At 43.4% G+C, this 18,136-nt stretch carries 17 protein-coding genes and 1 tRNA gene (1 of these 18 running past the window's edge); 7 read left to right on the top strand and 11 right to left on the bottom strand.

The genetic code is table 11. The features are described from left to right. The first annotated feature begins 4 nt into the window (after positions 1-4). Positions 5-1,870 carry a 1-deoxy-D-xylulose-5-phosphate synthase gene (gene dxs / locus ACO59Y_RS02490; protein ID WP_486130343.1) on the top strand — a complete coding sequence of 622 codons (1,866 nt, stop codon included), beginning with the start codon at positions 5-7 and terminating at the stop codon, positions 1,868-1,870. A 292-nt stretch (positions 1,871-2,162) separates the two neighbouring features. On the opposite strand, the gene ACO59Y_RS02485 is transcribed toward dxs, so the two are convergent. The 3 genes from ACO59Y_RS02485 to ACO59Y_RS02475 all read right to left on the bottom strand — a co-directional run bounded on the left by ACO59Y_RS02485 (position 2,163) and on the right by ACO59Y_RS02475 (position 4,739). Next, positions 2,163-3,515: an anti-phage deoxyguanosine triphosphatase gene (locus tag ACO59Y_RS02485; protein ID WP_486130341.1), complete on the bottom strand. Its 1,353-nt coding sequence runs from the start codon at positions 3,513-3,515 to the stop codon at positions 2,163-2,165. A gap of 93 nt (positions 3,516-3,608) precedes the next feature. After that, positions 3,609-4,301 carry a CidB/LrgB family autolysis modulator gene (locus tag ACO59Y_RS02480; RefSeq protein WP_486130339.1) on the bottom strand — a complete coding sequence of 231 codons (693 nt, stop codon included), beginning with the start codon at positions 4,299-4,301 and terminating at the stop codon, positions 3,609-3,611. An 18-nt stretch (positions 4,302-4,319) separates the two neighbouring features. Continuing rightward, positions 4,320-4,739 (bottom strand): CidA/LrgA family protein, encoded by a 420-nt coding sequence (locus ACO59Y_RS02475; protein ID WP_486130337.1) that lies wholly within the window; start codon positions 4,737-4,739, stop codon positions 4,320-4,322. Between the two features lie 110 nt (positions 4,740-4,849). Between ACO59Y_RS02475 and ACO59Y_RS02470 the strand changes: the two genes are divergently transcribed. The 6 genes from ACO59Y_RS02470 (at position 4,850) to ppnN (ending at position 9,974) form a co-directional block, all read left to right on the top strand. Further along, complete coding sequence (locus ACO59Y_RS02470) at positions 4,850-5,335, top strand: thermonuclease family protein (protein ID WP_486130335.1); 486 nt, start codon at positions 4,850-4,852, stop codon at positions 5,333-5,335. Further along, entirely contained in the window at positions 5,325-6,524 is a 1,200-nt protein-coding gene (locus ACO59Y_RS02465; RefSeq protein ID WP_486130333.1) for a cysteine desulfurase, read from the top strand. The genes ACO59Y_RS02470 and ACO59Y_RS02465 overlap by 11 nt, the downstream gene beginning before the upstream one ends. Continuing rightward, positions 6,521-6,901 carry a SufE family protein gene (locus ACO59Y_RS02460; RefSeq protein ID WP_486130331.1) on the top strand — a complete coding sequence of 127 codons (381 nt, stop codon included), beginning with the start codon at positions 6,521-6,523 and terminating at the stop codon, positions 6,899-6,901. The genes ACO59Y_RS02465 and ACO59Y_RS02460 overlap by 4 nt, the downstream gene beginning before the upstream one ends. Then, positions 6,892-7,677 (top strand): Zn-ribbon-containing protein, encoded by a 786-nt coding sequence (locus tag ACO59Y_RS02455; RefSeq protein ID WP_486130329.1) that lies wholly within the window; start codon positions 6,892-6,894, stop codon positions 7,675-7,677. Before ACO59Y_RS02460 ends, ACO59Y_RS02455 begins: the two co-directional genes overlap by 10 nt. A 93-nt stretch (positions 7,678-7,770) precedes the next feature. Beyond that, complete coding sequence (gene queF / locus ACO59Y_RS02450; protein ID WP_486130327.1) at positions 7,771-8,610, top strand: NADPH-dependent 7-cyano-7-deazaguanine reductase QueF; 840 nt, start codon at positions 7,771-7,773, stop codon at positions 8,608-8,610. An 8-nt stretch (positions 8,611-8,618) separates the two neighbouring features. After that, positions 8,619-9,974, top strand: a complete 1,356-nt coding sequence (ppnN, locus tag ACO59Y_RS02445; RefSeq protein ID WP_486130325.1) for a nucleotide 5'-monophosphate nucleosidase PpnN — start codon at positions 8,619-8,621, stop codon at positions 9,972-9,974. A 163-nt stretch (positions 9,975-10,137) separates the two neighbouring features. Here the strand turns inward: ppnN and tyrA are convergent, their stop codons facing one another. The 8 genes from tyrA to ACO59Y_RS02405 all read right to left on the bottom strand — a co-directional run. Then, the gene (gene tyrA / locus ACO59Y_RS02440) at positions 10,138-11,262 is read right to left on the bottom strand and encodes a bifunctional chorismate mutase/prephenate dehydrogenase (protein ID WP_486130323.1); all 1,125 of its coding nucleotides are present in this window, start codon (positions 11,260-11,262) and stop codon (positions 10,138-10,140) included. 146 nt (positions 11,263-11,408) lie between these two features. Then, on the bottom strand, positions 11,409-11,867 hold the full coding sequence (locus ACO59Y_RS02435; protein ID WP_486130464.1) for a glycosyltransferase: 459 nt from the start codon (positions 11,865-11,867) through the stop codon (positions 11,409-11,411). A 53-nt stretch (positions 11,868-11,920) separates the two neighbouring features. Continuing rightward, positions 11,921-12,841, bottom strand: a complete 921-nt coding sequence (gene truB, locus ACO59Y_RS02430; RefSeq protein WP_486130321.1) for a tRNA pseudouridine(55) synthase TruB — start codon at positions 12,839-12,841, stop codon at positions 11,921-11,923. A gap of 2 nt (positions 12,842-12,843) precedes the next feature. Beyond that, positions 12,844-13,224, bottom strand: coding sequence for a 30S ribosome-binding factor RbfA (gene rbfA / locus ACO59Y_RS02425; RefSeq protein WP_486130319.1), 381 nt, complete (start codon positions 13,222-13,224; stop codon positions 12,844-12,846). A gap of 116 nt (positions 13,225-13,340) precedes the next feature. Continuing rightward, positions 13,341-15,872: a translation initiation factor IF-2 gene (infB, locus tag ACO59Y_RS02420; RefSeq protein WP_486130317.1), complete on the bottom strand. Its 2,532-nt coding sequence runs from the start codon at positions 15,870-15,872 to the stop codon at positions 13,341-13,343. Positions 15,873-15,884: 12 nt separating this feature from the next. Then, positions 15,885-17,372: a transcription termination factor NusA gene (gene nusA / locus ACO59Y_RS02415; RefSeq protein WP_486130315.1), complete on the bottom strand. Its 1,488-nt coding sequence runs from the start codon at positions 17,370-17,372 to the stop codon at positions 15,885-15,887. Between the two features lie 17 nt (positions 17,373-17,389). After that, positions 17,390-17,845, bottom strand: coding sequence for a ribosome maturation factor RimP (rimP, locus tag ACO59Y_RS02410; protein WP_486130313.1), 456 nt, complete (start codon positions 17,843-17,845; stop codon positions 17,390-17,392). Between the two features lie 268 nt (positions 17,846-18,113). Next, positions 18,114-18,136 (bottom strand) — tRNA-Met (locus ACO59Y_RS02405); it runs 53 nt beyond the window's last position.

The raw sequence follows: 18,136 nt of genomic DNA, 5'->3' as shown, positions 1-18,136 counted from the left end.
AAAAATGACTCACGATATGAACCATTATCCTCTTTTATCTCTTATTAATTCTCCGGAAGATTTGCGCCTTTTGCGCAAAGAGCAACTGCCTCAACTTTGCCAAGAGCTGCGTGATTATCTTTTAAACTCGGTTAGTCAAACCAGCGGCCATTTAGCATCCGGCTTGGGAACGGTAGAACTTACTGTGGCGTTGCATTATGTGTATAAAACGCCTTTTGACCAATTAATTTGGGACGTCGGTCATCAAGCCTATCCGCACAAAATTTTAACCGGACGACGTGATCAAATGTCCACAATTCGTCAAAAAGGCGGAATTCATCCGTTCCCTTGGCGTGAAGAAAGCGAATTCGACGTCTTAAGTGTTGGCCATTCTTCCACCTCAATTAGCGCCGGACTTGGTGTAGCCTTAGCGGCAGAACGCGAAAACGCCGGGCGTAAAACCGTGTGTGTGATTGGTGACGGCGCAATTACTGCAGGTATGGCATTTGAAGCATTAAATCACGCCGGTTCGTTACACACCGATATGTTGGTGATTTTAAATGATAACGAAATGTCTATTTCAGAAAATGTCGGCGCGTTAAATAATCATTTAGCGCGTATTTTTTCCGGTTCCCTCTACTCAACATTGCGTGACGGTAGCAAAAAAATTCTTGATAAGGTTCCGCCGGTAAAAAACTTTATGAAAAAAACCGAAGAACATATGAAAGGCGTGATGTTTTCACCGCAAAGTACGCTGTTTGAAGAGCTTGGTTTTAACTATATCGGCCCGGTGGACGGGCATAATATTGACGAATTGGTGGCAACGCTAAGCAATATGCGCAATCTAAAAGGTCCGCAATTCTTACATATCAAAACGAAGAAAGGTAAAGGCTATGAGCCAGCAGAAAGAGATCCAATCGGCTTTCACGGCGTACCGAAATTTGATCCGAGCCGTGGCGAATTGCCGAAATCTAATACCAAACCGAGTTATTCTAAAATCTTCGGTGATTGGCTGTGTGAAATGGCCGCGCAAGATCCGAAAATCATCGGCATCACACCGGCCATGCGCGAAGGCTCCGGTCTGGTGGAATTTTCCCAACGTTTCCCGGAGCAATATTTTGATGTTGCAATTGCCGAACAGCACGCTGTGACATTTGCCGCAGGCCTTGCTATCGGCGGTTACAAGCCGGTTGTGGCGATTTATTCGACCTTTTTGCAACGCGCTTATGACCAACTGATTCACGATGTTGCCATTCAAAATTTGCCGGTGCTATTTGCGATTGACCGCGCCGGTATTGTCGGTGCCGATGGGCAAACCCACCAAGGCGCTTTCGATTTAAGTTTTATGCGTTGCATTCCAAATATGATCATTATGACGCCAAGCGATGAAAACGAATGCCGCCAAATGCTTTACACCGGCCTCCGATGCGGTAAGCCGGCGGCGGTGCGTTATCCGCGTGGTAATGCGCGAGGCGTAGACTTAGCGCCGTTAGAAATGTTGCCGCTCGGCAAAGCGCATTTGATTAAAGAAGGAAAAAAAATCGCCATTTTAAATTTCGGCACATTACTTCCGGCAGCGTATAAAGTGGCGGAAAATTTGGGTGCAACATTGGTCGATATGCGATTTGTGAAACCTTTAGATACGGAAATGATTAACGTATTGGCGCAAACTCATGATTATTTGGTGACATTGGAAGAAAATGCCGTTCAATGCGGTGCCGGTTCAGCCGTTGCCGAAGTGTTAAATGCCTCCGGCAAACCTCATATTTTGTTACAGCTAGGTTTACCGGATTACTTCATTCCGCAAGGTACCCAACAAGAAATATTGCACGAACTAAAACTAGATGCAGAAGGCATTGAACAACAAATTCTCGCATTTATAGCCAAATAGTATTGGCTGATTTTTCTAAATTTTTTATCAAAAAAATATGAACTTCTTCATAGAATGAGCATCTGATAAAGTGCTAGTGCACTGCATATCGCAATATCGCAGTTTTTTTTAAATCTTATTTTAAGACCATCCCGCTACTCAATTGAGTAGCGGTTTTTTATTTTGGAAGAAGGAAACGTTAAACAGCTGTTTTGTGTCAGGCTACAAAACATTTATCGAACTGATTAAATAGCACCGCATTGAAAGCGCGTTCAATGCGGTGCTGTTAGCGTAGTACGCCGATGGAAATTGTTCACAGCTGCTGATAAACCCGCATTGCATAAGCGTCAGACATCCCCGCAATATAATCGCAAATCACCCGTTTTTTATGTTCGGGTAGCGCGTTTTGCCATTTTTGTGCGGTATTGTGTGGTAACAAACGTAGCGGATCAGATTCAAAAATTCGGAACAGTTCCGTTAGCATGCGTTGCCCTTTATACTCAATGCGCTGGGTTTCCACATTACGAATCACATATTTCCAGACGAATTGTTTGAAGATCTCCAGCACCTTTACGACATTTTCCGGCAATTGTGCGTTATAACGTAACAATGGTTCGTCAAAGTTTTCGGTTAGCGTCCAGCGCACATTGGTAATGAAGAAGTTCACCAATGCTCCAATGGCATTTTTCCGCTCGAAATGCTTATCGGAAAAAAGCCCAAAACTAATGCGCCGAATATTTTTCTGCAACCATGGCTGCGGAATTTGCATCAACGCGGTGTTCGCTTCTTGCCATTGTTGCGCGTTTACCATTTTTGTGACTATTGCATCTTCTAAATCATGCACCGCGTAGGCGATGTCGTCCGCCAATTCCATAATGCTGCAATCCAGAGATTTAAAGCGGGTCTTTAAAAATTCAGCGGAATCCGAGCGTGCATTTTGAAGTGAACAAAACAATGTTCGATCCTGTTCAGAAAGATTTTTTAGAAGCCATTCGAACATCGTTAAATCATCACGAAAAATGCCTTTACCGGGCTTCCAATCACTGATTTTTACATAACGCGCATCGGTTTGGCTAAGTTGCGATAAATCCGCATATTGCGGCGAAGCGCGATCTAAAATCGTCGGATATTTAACTACGCCGAGTAAAGTGCGGCGGGTCAAATTCATGCCGGCGTTTTCCGTGTAGGGTTCCAGTTTGGTAAGAATACGAAAGGTCTGCGCATTACCTTCAAAGCCGCCCTGTTCGTGCATCATAAAATTTAGCGCCACTTCTCCGCCGTGTCCGAACGGAGGGTGACCGATATCATGAGCGAAACAAAGACTTTCGATCAAATCGTTGCTTGGCAATAAACTTTTCAGCTGTTTTTGTAATTCTGCAGCATCAACATTAAGTTGTTCGGATAAATTAGTGAAAGATTCGGCAAATTTTAATTGCGCCACAAGGCTGCTGCCGATTTGCGCCACCTCCAAAGAATGGGTTAACCGAGTACGATAGAAATCGTTCTCGCCGACTGCATGAATTTGGGTTTTCGCCTGCAAACAACGAAATGCGGCGGAATGCAGAATACGTCCGCGATCACGCCGAAACGGCGGGCGATGATCTCTTTCACGCGGTGGATCGGCAATAAAACGCTCGGCCCAAGCGGGCGATAAAGTATTTTTCATAATATTAAGCAGAAACTAAGGAAGAAACGGGCGGATTGTAGCATTAATAACGATAAAGCCACCATCTCGAAATAGATGGCGGTTTTATTTGGATTAGACGAATAAGTAAATGATTTTAAATACTAAAGGCGCCAAAATGGAACTGATAATGCCGCACAATACTAAAGAAATAGAGCTGTAACTGCCCGCTTTCGGATTGATTTCCATACAACTTACAGTACCAAGTGCGTGCGAAACGGAGCCTACCGACAAACCGATGGCTTCTTGATGACGTAAACCAATTTTTTTTAAAATCAAATAACCGAAAATTGAGCCTTGTAAACCGGCTACTACGACACCCACCGCTGTAACGGCTGGGATGCCGCCTAAATGAGAAGACACTTCCATCGCGATCGGTGTCGTGATGGATTTTGGTAATACGGTAGCCACCATTTCCGGCGTAGCGCCTAAAATTAATGCCAAAATTGCGCCGGTAAGCATGGAAAAAACGGAGGCAAGCACCACCACAGAAAGAATAATGCGCCATTGTTTGGCGATTTGTTTGAGCTGCTCATAAAGCGGCAAAGCGAGGGCAACAATACTCAACGCGAGCAAATTATTAATCGGTGCATTACCGGCCATATAATCATCGTAAGGAATTTTGCCGACCAGTAAAATTAATACCAAAATTAATACGGTTAAAATAAACGTATTAAAAATTACCGATTTCCAGCGTTTACTGATTTGTAAGGCAAGCCAAAAACCGAAAATTGTTAAAAACGTATAAAGATAAATTGCGTAATTCATTGATTTTCCAAGTTAAATTTATTTTTCTATTTCAGCCATGCGTTTTGCCAACACTTTTTGGCGCTTATGCCCGAAAGATTGGCGATCAAACATCATATTTGCCATCACGCCGATAAAAACTAACGTAATACAAGTGCTGACGATATTCGGAATTAACAAAATATTCATCTGCGCCCATAATAAGTCGGAATATTTGATAATTCCCACACTCACCGGTACAAACAAAATTGCCATAAAACGAATTAACAAGCTTGCGCCAAAGTAAATCCACTCCAAACGAATCGTCTGCGTAGTTAAGCCGATAAAAAGCACTAACAAGCCCCAAATACTCCCCGGCACACCGACGGGCACAAAATGCGCGATTAGATTACCGAGATAAAGCATAATATAAAGAATCAATAAGGAGCGCGCCAAAAGAAAAGCCTTCTTGTATAACATTTTTGCCCTTTCAACTTTTTAATAAAACTTAAAATTATTCTACGCTTTTTTTCAAGATTAGCGAGTTTTTTAGGTAAAATACGCCAATCCGAATTAGCCTTTTCCTAAACATGATAAAGCACTATTTGCTAATTTTATGCGTCTTTTTCAGCCCACTTTCCGCCTGTTCCAGCGCGCGCAATAGTTGTTTTGTGATTGGCGTGAGCGACGGCGATACGCTAACCTGCTTAACCAAAAATAAGAAACCGTTCAAAGTACGTTTAGCAGAAATCGATGCGCCGGAAAAAACTCAAGCTTTCGGACAAAAAGCCAAACAAGCCCTTTCCGCCATGGTATATAAACGTCAAGTTCGCTTAGACAGCATAGGCAAAGATCACTACAAACGTACTTTAGCAACCGTTTATCTCGGCAACGAAAATATTAATTTAGCGTTGGTGAAACAAGGCATGGCTTGGGCATATAATGAATATCTTCATCACCCGATTTATTTACAAGCGCAACAACAAGCACAGGCGCAACGCTTAGGATTATGGGCGGACAAATATCCGATTCCACCGCACGAATGGCGCAAGCAGGAGAAAAAACATGTTTTTTGATTATCAAGCGTTCCGGCAAGATTTCCCTTATTTTCAACGTTCCGATGCGGTGCTGTATTTAGATAACGCCGCGACAACGCTAAAACCCACAGCGCTTATTGAACGCACGGCAGAATTTTATGCTTCCGCCGGTTCCGTGCATCGTAGCCAATACGATGCGGCGCAAACAGCGCAATATGAACGGGCTCGCACGCAAGTTAAACAATTCATCAATGCAGAAAGCGAAAAAGCAGTAATTTGGACATCCGGCACCACCCACGCTATCAATTTAGTCGCAAATGGCTTATTGGCCCAATTAAAAGCCGGTGATGAAATTTTAATTAGCCAAGCGGATCACCACGCCAATTTCGTCACTTGGCACGAAACGGCGAAAAAGTGCGGAGCCAAAATACGCGTTTTGCCGATTTTAGATAATTGGTTGATTGATGAGCATGCGTTGAAAGCCGCCTTAAATGAGAAAACCAAATTGGTGGCGCTGAATTTCGTATCGAACGTCACCGGCACGCAGCAGTCGATTAAACATTTAATTAAAATTATTCGGAAACATAGTCCTGCCTTGGTTTTAGTCGATTCGGCGCAAGCCGTCAGCCACATAAAAATCGATTTACAGGATTTGGATGCGGATTTCCTCGCGTTTTCCGCTCATAAAATTTATGGCCCGAACGGCCTTGGCGTGTTAAGCGGAAAATTGACCGCCCTTACTCAACTGCAACCGCTGTTTTTCGGCGGGAAAATGGTGGATCGCGTATCAAGTGAAAACATCACCTTTGCCGATTTGCCCTATCGCTTAGAGGCCGGCACGCCAAACATTGCCGGTGTCATTGGCTTCAATGCGGTGCTGGATTGGCTAACCAAATGGGATTTTGTCGCCGCTGAACAACATGCGATCGGCTTGGCGAAATCAGTTAAAGCGCGCTTAAAACATTACCCAACTTGCCGTTTATTTAACTCACCGCAACCTAGCAGCGTGGTGTGCTTCGTCTTTGACAAGATTAATTCGTCCGATCTTTCCACTTTATTAAGCGAACAACATATCGCCTTGCGGGTCGGCGAACATTGCGCCCAGCCTTATTTGGCACGCCTTGGCGAACGCACCACATTACGCCTTTCCTTTGCGCCTTATAATGCGCCGGAGGAGGTTTCTGCATTTTTCAGCGCATTAAATAAAGCCTTGGATTTACTGCAATGATCGAACAATTAAAAAATGCCAAAACTTGGGAAGAACGTTATCGACTCATCATTCAAGCAGGTAAGAATTTGCCGCGCCCGCGCGATGAAGAACTTGCCGAAATGCAGCCTATTAGCGGCTGCGAAGCGCAAATGTGGTTCCAAATCTTGCCGAAAACCGATCGCACTTTCACCTTCCGAGCTTTCAGTGAAGCACGTATTATGAATGGCTTGTTATGGATTTTGTTAAACCAAATCAACGGCAAAAGCGTCGAACAATTGCGCAACTTTGACCTCGGCGCGTTCTTTAACGAACTCGGCATCGCACAACGTTTGAGTGAAACGCGCTTGAACGGGCTGAATCAAATTGCACAACAATTAAAAAATTTATGTATTTAATCGAACCCTATTTTCGCATTACCGCCCTTGAAAATCACATTGTCGAGCAAAGCCGCGTGCTAAATGCGCTGATCGATCAATGGCGTTACAATGGGCAAATTATCGGGCGCGAAATTTCGCTGTATTTAGTCGAAGACAACGGCGCACAAGGTTTCGCTATGCGCGTGGTTTGTCCGGAACAAGACAGTCTTTTTCCCCAAAACAACAACGCCGAAGTGGATTTTGCCTTGCAGCAGGCAGAAAAATTTGGGCTTTTTTTAGAAAATTTTTTGCTACTTGGCGACGATCTTAATGCCGACCAAACTGCTGAAAACGCGCGCCCCGCTTGGCAAGTGTTATACACCACGCACTTACAAAGCTGCTCGCCGATTCATAGCGGTGAAAATTTTGCGCCAATACCGTTATATAAACAGCTAAAAAACCAACCGCACTTAAGCCAAGACGTACTGAAATGGCAAGAAAATTGGCAAGCTTGCGATCAGTTGCAAATGAACGGTGCGGTATTGGAACAAGCAGCACTTTCTGAAATTTCCGACATACAAAGCCGGCTTTCTAAACACGGTCGCTATTTGGCGCAAGAAATCGAAAAACAAAGCGGCGTGCCGACTTACTATTATTTGTATCGCGTCGGCGGCGAATCGCCGGCGCAAGAACGGCGCCGTTGCTGCCCTCAATGCGGTGCTGTTTGGACACTTGACCAAGCGCTTTTTGATGTGCTTCACTTCAAATGCGACGCTTGCCGTTTGGTATCCAATCTTTCGTGGAATTTTTTGTAAAATGACCTTTCAAAATAGCACCGCATTGAAACGGTATGAAGTAAAGATGGCGTACGCCACCCTACAATAGAAATAAACGACAATGGAAACAAAATGAACAACCAAGACAACTGTTTAACCTCCCTTAAACTCGGACAAAAAACCGAATACGCCGCCAACTATGATCGCACCTTATTACAGCCCGTACCGCGTGCGTTAAATCGCGACGCTTTGGGCATTACCGATGCACAACCGTTTACAACCGGCGCGGATATTTGGACGGCTTACGAAATTTCCTGGCTAAACAAAAAAGGCTTGCCACAAGTGGCCATCGCCGATATTTATTTGGATTATCGAAGCCGAAATTTAATCGAATCAAAAAGTTTTAAACTCTATTTAAATAGCTTCAATCAAAGTAAATTCGCCGATTTTGAGCAAGTCGCGCATACCATGCAACGGGATTTAAGTGATTGCGCGCAAGGCGAAGTCAAAGTGCGGTTAAATCCGCTGGCATTTTATAACGGCCAAATCATTAAATCGCTACACGGCGAATGCATCGACGAGCAAAATATCGAAATTCGCGATTATGAATTTAACGCTGAGTGGCTAGAAGATTGCGTGTCTGATGAGATCGTAGAAGAATATTTAGTCAGCCATTTGCTAAAATCTAACTGCCTGATTACTCATCAACCGGATTGGGGAACGCTGCAAATTCACTACGTCGGCAACAAAATTGATCGCGAGAAATTATTACGTTATATCGTATCATTCCGCCAACATAACGAATTTCACGAACAATGTGCGGAACGTATTTTCTGTGATTTAATGCGTTATGCCAAACCGCAAAAACTCACAGTTTATGCGCGTTACACGCGTCGCGGCGGTTTGGACATTAACCCATTCCGCTCAAATTTTGAAACCATTCCGCAAAATTTACGTTTAGCCAGACAATAGAGATCGTTATGTCGAACATTCATTTTATTAATCCGAAAGGCAGCATGGATCAGCTTTCCCATCTTGAAGTGGAACAGCTAACTAAAACCGCACAATCAGATTTATATCAACTCTATCGCAACTGCTCGCTCGCCGTGCTGAATTCCGGTGCGGTAACCGATGACAGTCGCGCGCTGTTACAGCAATATGCCGATTTCGATATTCATCTGATCGCCCGTGAACGCGGCGTGAGTTTGGAACTGCATAATCCGCCGGAAAGCGCTTTTGTGGACGATAAAATGATGCTGAATATTCAATATCATTTATTCGCCGTATTGCGCGATATTTTGTTCGTCAACGCGCTACATCAACATGAAAAGTTGCAAGACAGCAAACAAATCACCAACCAAGTATTTTCTATTTTGCGTAATGCGAAAGCCTTGATTGTGGGCGAACATCCAAATCTTGTTGTGTGTTGGGGCGGCCATTCAATTAGTGAAGTGGAATATCAATATTGCCGCCAAGTTGGACTGGAATTGGGTTTGCGCGAAATGAACATTATCACCGGTTGCGGTACGGGTGTGATGGAAGCGCCGATGAAAGGCGCGGCAATCGGACATGCCAACCAACGCTATCAACACAGCCGTTTTATCGGCATTACCGAACCGTCGATTATCGCTTCCGAACCGCCAAACCCGATTGTCAACGAGTTAATTATTATGCCGGATATCGAAAAACGCTTGGAAGCCTTTGTGCGCATGGGACACGGTATTTTAATTTTCCCCGGCGGCCCGGGTACATTTGAAGAATTATTATACATACTGGGGGTAAAACTTAATCCGGAAAACAAAGCGCAACATTTACCACTGATTTTGACCGGCCCGCAAGAAAGTGCGAATTATTTCGCGACAATTGATCGCTTTATCGGCGATGTATTGGGTAAAGACGTGCAAAAACTGTATACGATCATAATTGATGATGCCACAAGTGTCGCCCGTCATATGAGAAAAGCGATGGAAAATGTGACAACGCAACGCCGTCAAACCAATGATTCCTATTGTTTCAATTGGTCGCTTAAAATCGATCCGCGTTTGCAACAACCTTTCGAGCCGACTCATGAAAATATGGCGAATTTAGCCTTGCATTTTAACCAATCAAAAATGGATTTAACCGCCAACCTACGCCAGGCTTTTTCTGGTATTGTGGCGGGCAACATTAAGCCGCAAACACAAGACGATATCACCCATTTCGGCAAATTTAAGCTGCACGGCGACCGCACTTTAATGGAAAAAGTGGATAAACTACTGGAAGATTTTATTCAGCAACATCGAATGAAATTGCCGACCGGAAAGGCTTATGAGCCTTGTTATGAAATTGTGAAGTAAAAAAGATTTCGCCGGTAGTAACTTGTTTAACGTTCAACATTCAAAATAGCACCGCATTGAAGCCCCTAAAATAGGGGCTTCGCGTTTTTGTTTTTATAAGCCCGATGAAATGAAGCTTTTGACGATGCCGGCAAATCTGTTTACGTCGCCGCAATATAAAAAACTAAACTTGTTTCAAATCATTCGCCTGTTGCAATAACTGGCGGCTTTCTTTTAAGAATTGCTCAGAGTAATCGCCGAACCATTCACGGACTTGGCAGAAAGCATCAATAAAGCCTTGCCGATCGCCATTTTCAAAAAATTCTAAAGCCTCTTCATAAGTCTCTTTCAAACTTTCGATCACATCAAGGTTTTCCGCTTTATCCATGATAATGTCAGCGTAAAGTTCGGCATCTTGTGCAAATAGGCGGCCAATCATAGCCAATTCTAAACGATAAATTGGAGAAGAAAGCGCGAGCAAATTTGCTAAATTTACCGGCTGTTTGGAAAGATGCAGGCCATTAGCGAAGGTGGCGAAGTGGCGCAACGCTTGCACGTAAGTCATATTATGATCGTGTTCGGCGGCATCTGTTTGATAAATTTTCGCGCCCCAAATTTGGATTTGCTCAAGCAGCCATTCGTAACGTTCGGCAAAACGCCCATCGCAACGTACCACCACTTGTTTCGCCATGCTAGTGATATCCGGCCCGAACATCGGATGCAAGCCTACCACCGCGCCAGTATGCACTGCCAACATTTTGGCAAGGGGTTCGCGTTTTACGGAAGTGAAATCTGCCAGTAACATATTTTCACTGAGATACGGTTTTAATCGTTCAATAGTGGCAAGAGTTTGATTAATGGGCACCGAAATCAGCACCGCATTGGCGCCTGCTAAAATCTCTTTTGCGTGTTCCCAATCATTGCGATCTAATATTGTGACAGGATAACCGGAAGCGCGTAAATAACGGGCGAATAAGCTGCCGAGTTTTCCATTACCGCCTATGATAACGATTTTCTGAATATCCGGATTGACGGTTTTAAAACCAAATTGGTTTTCATTGCTGTAGGATTCGCGCATAAAACGGCGCAACACGTCTTCGATTAAATCGGGTGAAATACCGGCTTTTTCCGCCTCTTCGCGGCGCGCTTTAAGCATATCAATTTCGCGCTGCGGCGCATAAATCGGCAAGCCATGTTGATGTTTAATTTTGCCAATCTGCGAAACCAACTCAAGGCGTTTGGCAAAAAGTTGGATAAGTTCGTGGTCAAGTGCGTCAATATTGGCACGTAAATCTTTAAGGGCTTCCATAATTCACCTGTAATTTTTTATTTACAATACTTGTAATGAATAAATTACAGGAAAGACTACTGGAATTTCATTAGAAAGGCAAATAAATTATGAAAAGAGAAATATCTAAAAGAAATCCGTTATTTCCCCAAGTTTTATCTGATAGTTTATTTTATAATCGATTTAATAAAATCGATAAATCTATCGTAATAACGAATATCCGATAATTCTTTTTCATAAAGTAATCTATTTTCTAGCCTAGAATAATCTCTTTTACTTAGCTTATTCGCTAAAATTTCTGTTAATTCATCTTGATTATTTATATTAAACGTAAAAATTAAAGGAGATTTATTATTAAAATAGCTATGTCCAAAATTATTTGCCATAATAATCGGTACACCGGTTGAAAGCGCTTCTATAATAGATAGATCAAAATAGCTTTGTCTATTCGCATTAATGACATAATCGACAGAATTATACCAACTAATCGGATCTTTAGAAAAACCGACATCTATAATGCCGTCTTCTACAATTTTTTCACCTTTTCCAACAATATAAAGTTGTAAGTTCTTATTCTTTTCCCTTGCTTTTCTAAAACTTTCTAAAATGAGATCAAATCCTTTTATCTCATTTCGTCTTTAGAGGAATTTCAAAAAACGCACTAATTAATAAAAGTTTTTTATAAATAATTTACTAGTCTTACCGGTCTAATCACACAATCCTGCCCGATTTGTGCAATTCCCAAAAATAAATTCTCAGCAGAAAACAAGCGTACTTGGCCTTGTAATTGTTGCCGGTTGGTAAATTTCAGGCGCTGACCGAAGCCGATAGCTCTGCTCTGCTCCGCAGTCAAATGTAAGGCCGGCAGTTTGGCGACTGCACTATCCGTCGGCAATAAATGCGCATCCAACAATGATAGATCCTGCCGTTCTGCTAACTTTTGCAACTCATCCCAAGTCATCATTTTTTCCGTCGGATAATTCGCCACAGCGATTCTGCGTAGCATGGTTACATGAGCACCGCATTGAAGGGCTTCACCTAAATTATCGACTAAGGTACGAATATAAGTACCTTTTGAACAATGTACTTCAAGCGTTAAATAAGGCGCTTCATATTCAATGAAGTTTAGTTCAAAAATCGTAATGGGGCGTGCTTCACGGGCCACGGTAATGCCTTGACGCGCGTATTCATATAATGGTCTGCCATTATGTTTGAGGGCGGAAAACATGGTCGGCACTTGCAAAATACTACCGCGAAACGCCTCAAGTGCGCTCAAAATTTCAGCGGTACCTACATTTACCGCACGAGTTTCTACAATCTGCCCTTCTGCATCGGACGTATCGGTTCGCTCACCTAATTTAGCCGTCACAACGTAACGTTTATCCGCATCTAATAAGAACTGCGAAAATTTAGTCGCTTCGCCTAAGCAAATCGGTAACATTCCGGTCGCTAATGGATCCAACGCGCCTGTATGGCCCGCTTTATTTGCTTGGAACAGACGCTTTACTTTCTGCATAATGTCGTTAGACGACATACCTTGCGGTTTATCCAGCAAAAATACACCATCAATGTCACGGCCTTTTTTACGTGGTCTAGACACGATTAATCCTCTTTATGCTTCGCTTCGTCTTCACGAATGACGTTAGAAACAAGGTTTGACATACGCATTCCTTCAACCAACGATTCGTCATAAATAAACCGAATCTCCGGTACGATGCGCAAACGCATCGTTTTGCCAAGCAATGTGCGAATATAGGGGGCTGCTTTTTCCAAACCTTTCATGCCTTGTGTAATCGCCTGTTCATCGTGATCAAATAAGAATGTGACGAAAACTTTGGCATACGCCAAATCACTGGACACTTCTACATCGGACACCGTCACCATGCCAATGCGTGGGTCTTTGACTTCGCGTTGTAAAATTACCGCAATTTCTTTTTGGATTTCTTGCGCGACACGGTCGCTACGTTTAAATTCTCGAGCCATTGAATTTCTCTATTTTTATTTTAATATCCGGTTTCACCGATGGTGAAATCCTGACTTAATAATACAAAATCGGTCTTCACTCCCGTAAAGACCGAATCATTAATCATCGTTTAAAACTAGATCGAACGTTTAACCTCAACGACTTCGAACACTTCAATCTGGTCACCGACTTTCACGTCGTTGTAGTTTTTCACACCGATACCGCATTCCATATTACTACGCACTTCGGCAACATCGTCTTTAAAACGGCGGAGCGATTCCAATTCACCCTCAAAAATAACTACGTTGTCGCGTAATACGCGGATTGGATTGTTACGTTTTACGATACCTTCAGTCACCATACAACCGGCGATCGCACCGAATTTCGGATGACGGAACACATCACGCACTTCAGCAAGGCCAATAATTTCTTGTTTGAATTCCGGCTCTAGCATACCGCTCATTGCCGCTTTGATTTCGTTTAACAATTCATAAATGATGGAATAATAACGTAAATCGATGTTTTCTGCTTCAATCAGGCGACGTGCTGATGCATCGGCACGTACGTTAAAACCGATAACAATCGCATTAGACGCAGCTGCTAAAGTTGCGTCGGTTTCGGTGATACCGCCCACGCCGGAGCCCACCACTTTCACTTTCACTTCATCTGTTGAAAGTTCGTTTAAAGATTGAACGATGGCTTCTACGGAACCTTGTACGTCCGCTTTTACGATAACGTTTAATTCCGCCACATCGCCTTCCGCCATATTGCTGAACATATTTTCTAATTTAGCTTTTTGCTGACGCGCTAACTTCACTTCACGGAATTTGCCTTGACGGTATAACGCCACTTCACGTGCTTTTTTCTCATCACGCACCACGGTGGCTTCATCCCCTGCCGCCGGCACACCAGAAAGTCCAAGCACTTCCACCGGAATAGACGGGCCGGCTTCGTTGATTTCTTTACCATTTTCATCACGCATTGCACGTACGCGACCGTATTCAAAACCGCAAAGGACAATATCTCCTTTGTGCAAAGTACCGGATTGAACCAAAATAGTTGCAACCGGACCGCGACCTTTGTCAAGATAAGACTCGATCACTACACCGCTCGCCATACCATCTTTTACGGCAGTTAATTCCAAAACTTCCGATTGAAGTAAAATCGCATCTAACAATTCATCAATCCCTGTTCCCTTCTTAGCGGAAACCGGTACAAATTGCACTTCACCACCGAATTTTTCAGAAATGACTTCGTATTGTAACAATTCTTGTTCTACCCGTTCAGGATTGGCTTCAGGCTTATCAATTTTATTTACTGCAACCACTAGCGGTGCACCGGCCGCTTTAGCATGTTGAATCGCCTCAATGGTTTGTGGCATCACGCCGTCATCCGCAGCTACTACGAGAACCACAATATCAGTTGCTTTCGCACCACGCGCACGCATAGAAGTAAAGGCCGCGTGTCCCGGTGTATCTAAGAAGGTGATCATTTTGCCGTCATCCATTTCAACGTGATACGCACCGATGTGCTGAGTGATCCCACCCGCTTCGCCCGCCGCCACTTTAGCTTTACGAATATAATCAAGCAGCGATGTTTTACCGTGGTCAACGTGGCCCATAATAGTGACAACCGGCGCTCGGGTCACTTTTTCCGCGTTCACGTCACGATCACCCAATACAGCTTCTTCAAGTTCGTTTTCGTTACGAAGAATGACTTTGTGCCCTAGTTCTTCCGCCACTAATTGTGCGGTTTCTTGGTCAAGCACTTGGTTAATGGTCACCATTTCGCCCATTTTCATCATCGTTTTAATAATTTCAGTAGCCTTGATTGCCATTTTATTGGCAAGCTCGGCAACAGTGATCGTTTCGCCGATAATTACATCCGCTTTCACTGCTTGAACCGGTTTGGTGAAGGCTTGTTGCAAAGCAGCGCCTTTCTTACCGTTTTTACCTTTACCTAATTTACCGTCTTTTGGATTTCTACGATTGGATTCCCGTTCATTTCGGTTATTTTTACTATTGTCATCATCGCGTCCGCCTTTTTTCGCTTTCGCTACTCTATTTTTGCCTCTACCGCGATTTTCATTACGACGCTCCTCTTCATCTTCGGCTTCGAGAGCATATCTTGAGCTTAGATTGTAATCGGCATAATCTTCGGAAGAAGAATCATCGTCGGAGTTATCGGAATCCGCATAGCGTTTAGCTTCTTCTGCAGCACGGCGAGCTTGTTCCTCGGCTTTTTGGCGAGCTAATTCTTCCGCTTTACGACGAAGTTCGGCTTCTTCTGCTTTACGTTTTTCTTTTTCCGGATCAACAGATTTCGCTTTAGATTCGACCGTACTATTAGCGACTTTTACAGATTTGGCTTGCGCTTTAGTTTTTTCTGCCGTCGCTTTTTTCTCTTTTTTGACTTTTTCCGCTTGAATGCGGGCTTTTTCTTCTGCCTCCGCTTTTTTAGCATCCGCATCTTGTTGCGCTTTTAATTTTGCTGCTTCTTCCTCTTTTTTTGCTGCATCGGTCTGAACCGTACGTTTTTTACGTACTTCCACTTGCACCGCTTTGCTTTTACCACTTGTGGTCGTTGCACTTACCGTGGTCTTAGTTCTGCGTTGAATACTTAATTTCTTTGGTGCTTCTGTATCCGTTTTTTTTACTTCATCAGTCATTCTAAACTCTCCTTACTCTTCGCCGAACCAACAGATATTACGCGCCGCCATAATTAAATCGGCCGCTTGTTCAGCACTTAATTCTTCAATATCCGTTAAATCATCAACCCCCTGCTCGGCGAGTTCTTCAAGGGTAGTAATTTGTTTTTCCGCCAATTTGAAAGCAATATGACGATTCATCCCGGCAAGATTTAATAAGGCATCTTCAATATTGGCTTTTTTCAAAACTTCTTCTTCCGCTACTGCCGCTGCAGTAATTGCATTTTTTGCGCGAGTTTGCAGTTCTTCAACCAAATCTTCGTCTTCTAAACCGTCAATTGCAGTTAATTCGCTCACTGGCACGTAAGCAATTTCTTCTAAATTAGTGAACCCCTCGTCCACCAGAATTTGAGCGAACTCTTCGTCAAGCTCTAAGCTATCCATAAAAAGATCAATCACTTTTCTGTCTTCAGCTTGATGTTTTGCCGTTAAATCATCGGTGGTCATCACGTTTAATGTCCAACCGGTCAATTGAGTGGCTAAACGCACGTTTTGACCGTTACGGCCGATGGCTTGCGCCAAATTGTCGGCTTCAACCGCGATATCCATAGAATGATTATCTTCATCCACGATGATGGAAGAAACATCAGCCGGCGCCATTGCATTAATCACGAATTGCGCCGGATTATCGTCCCAAAGCACGATATCAATACGTTCGCCGCCCAATTCATTGGTGATCGCTTGAACACGTGCGCCACGCATACCGACGCAAGCGCCTACCGGATCGATACGCTTGTCGTTTGATTTTACCGCGATTTTTGCACGAGCTCCCGGATCACGTGCAGCACCGCGGATTTCAATCATTTCCTCACCAATTTCCGGTACTTCGATGCGGAACAATTCAATCAACATTTCAGGTTTTGCACGGGTGACAAATAATTGAAAGGTTTTGCTTTCCGGATTAACCTTATAAAGCACGCCACGAACGCGATCGCCCGGCCGAAAATTTTCACGCGGCAACATATCCTCGCGCATAATCACTGCTTCGGCCTTGTTACCTAAGTCTAAAATAATGCTGTCGCGGTTTACTTTTTTCACCGTGCCGGTAACAATTTTGCCTTCTTCGGAAAGGAATTGTTCGACGACTTTAGCACGTTCCGCTTCACGAATTTTAGTGCTGATCACTTGACGTGCTGTTTGCATTGCGATGCGGTCGAAAGCGATAGATTCGATTTGATCTTCCACATAATCACCGAGTTGAATAGCCGGATCTTCAAATTGTGCTGCTTCCAAAGTTATTTCTTTGGTCGGCACTTTTACTTCGTCCACCACTAACCAACGGCGGAAAGTGTCGAATTCACCGGTTTTCGGATTAATTGAAACACGAATATCGGTTTCGTATTCGTATTTTTTCTTAGTAGAAAGCGCAATCGCACTCTCTAATGCTTCAAAAATTTTCTCACGCGGTAATAACTTCTCGTTAGATACCGCTTCCGCCGCCAATAAAATTTCTTTACTCATTTTTCTTTTTCTCCTTTTTAAAATTTTGCCACTATATTCGCTTTTTGAATGTTACCAAAAGCAAACGTCTGTTCTTGACCATCAACGTTCAAGATCAGCATATCGTTTTCAAGGCGTTCCAATTTACCTTGCCACTTGCGTCGCTCCATCACGGGAATACGCAGATGAATCGCAATATCTTGCCCGAGGTAACGCCCGTATTGAGCCAAACTGAACAACGGACGATCTAATCCCGGCGAAGACACTTCCAAGTTATATTTATCCGCTATCGGATCCTCGACATCCAAGATCGCACTGATTTGACGACTAACATCGGCACAATCATCTACGCTGACGCCCCCTTTTTTGTCGATAAAAATACGCACGGTCATGAAACGACCTGTACGCTGACATTCAACGCCCCAAAGTTCGCATCCCATGTCTTCTATTGCGCCTTGTAACATTTCGTGTAAATTTTGTTCTAATGTAGCCAATTTTTGCTCCTGTTATCGATGATTCGTTTCTCTCCACTACGGAGGTAGCACAAACAGAAGATATTTAATACGGTTCAATGCGGTGCTAATTTGCAACTTCGTTGTTCTTTACTTCTTCTATAATTAAAAATTAAAGAAGCTAAGTCTTCTGTTCTGCGCTAAATTTCAGGCGTAAAAAAAGGGTTAGGTTCATAGAACCTAAGCCCAGTTTCTAAATTTCTCGTATAAAAAAACCCCAATTTGGGGTTCTTTTTACTGAACTTGTTATTGGTTGCGGGGGCCGGATTTGAA

It is taken from the genome of Rodentibacter sp. (assembly GCF_057314195.1).
This window is presented reverse-complemented; position numbering and strand designations above follow the sequence as displayed.

Coding starts and splice junctions, on each gene's coding strand:
- tyrA (WP_486130323.1), bottom strand. CDS start 11,262: ATGGAAGCCCTTAAAGATTTACGTGCCAATATTGACGCACTTGACCAC.
- ACO59Y_RS02470 (WP_486130335.1), top strand. CDS start 4,850: ATGATAAAGCACTATTTGCTAATTTTATGCGTCTTTTTCAGCCCACTT.
- queF (WP_486130327.1), top strand. CDS start 7,771: ATGAACAACCAAGACAACTGTTTAACCTCCCTTAAACTCGGACAAAAA.
- nusA (WP_486130315.1), bottom strand. CDS start 17,372: ATGAGTAAAGAAATTTTATTGGCGGCGGAAGCGGTATCTAACGAGAAG.
- ACO59Y_RS02475 (WP_486130337.1), bottom strand. CDS start 4,739: ATGTTATACAAGAAGGCTTTTCTTTTGGCGCGCTCCTTATTGATTCTT.
- ACO59Y_RS02485 (WP_486130341.1), bottom strand. CDS start 3,515: ATGAAAAATACTTTATCGCCCGCTTGGGCCGAGCGTTTTATTGCCGAT.
- ppnN (WP_486130325.1), top strand. CDS start 8,619: ATGTCGAACATTCATTTTATTAATCCGAAAGGCAGCATGGATCAGCTT.
- rbfA (WP_486130319.1), bottom strand. CDS start 13,224: ATGGCTCGAGAATTTAAACGTAGCGACCGTGTCGCGCAAGAAATCCAA.
- infB (WP_486130317.1), bottom strand. CDS start 15,872: ATGACTGATGAAGTAAAAAAAACGGATACAGAAGCACCAAAGAAATTA.
- ACO59Y_RS02455 (WP_486130329.1), top strand. CDS start 6,892: ATGTATTTAATCGAACCCTATTTTCGCATTACCGCCCTTGAAAATCAC.
- ACO59Y_RS02460 (WP_486130331.1), top strand. CDS start 6,521: ATGATCGAACAATTAAAAAATGCCAAAACTTGGGAAGAACGTTATCGA.
- ACO59Y_RS02465 (WP_486130333.1), top strand. CDS start 5,325: ATGTTTTTTGATTATCAAGCGTTCCGGCAAGATTTCCCTTATTTTCAA.
- dxs (WP_486130343.1), top strand. CDS start 5: ATGACTCACGATATGAACCATTATCCTCTTTTATCTCTTATTAATTCT.
- ACO59Y_RS02480 (WP_486130339.1), bottom strand. CDS start 4,301: ATGAATTACGCAATTTATCTTTATACGTTTTTAACAATTTTCGGTTTT.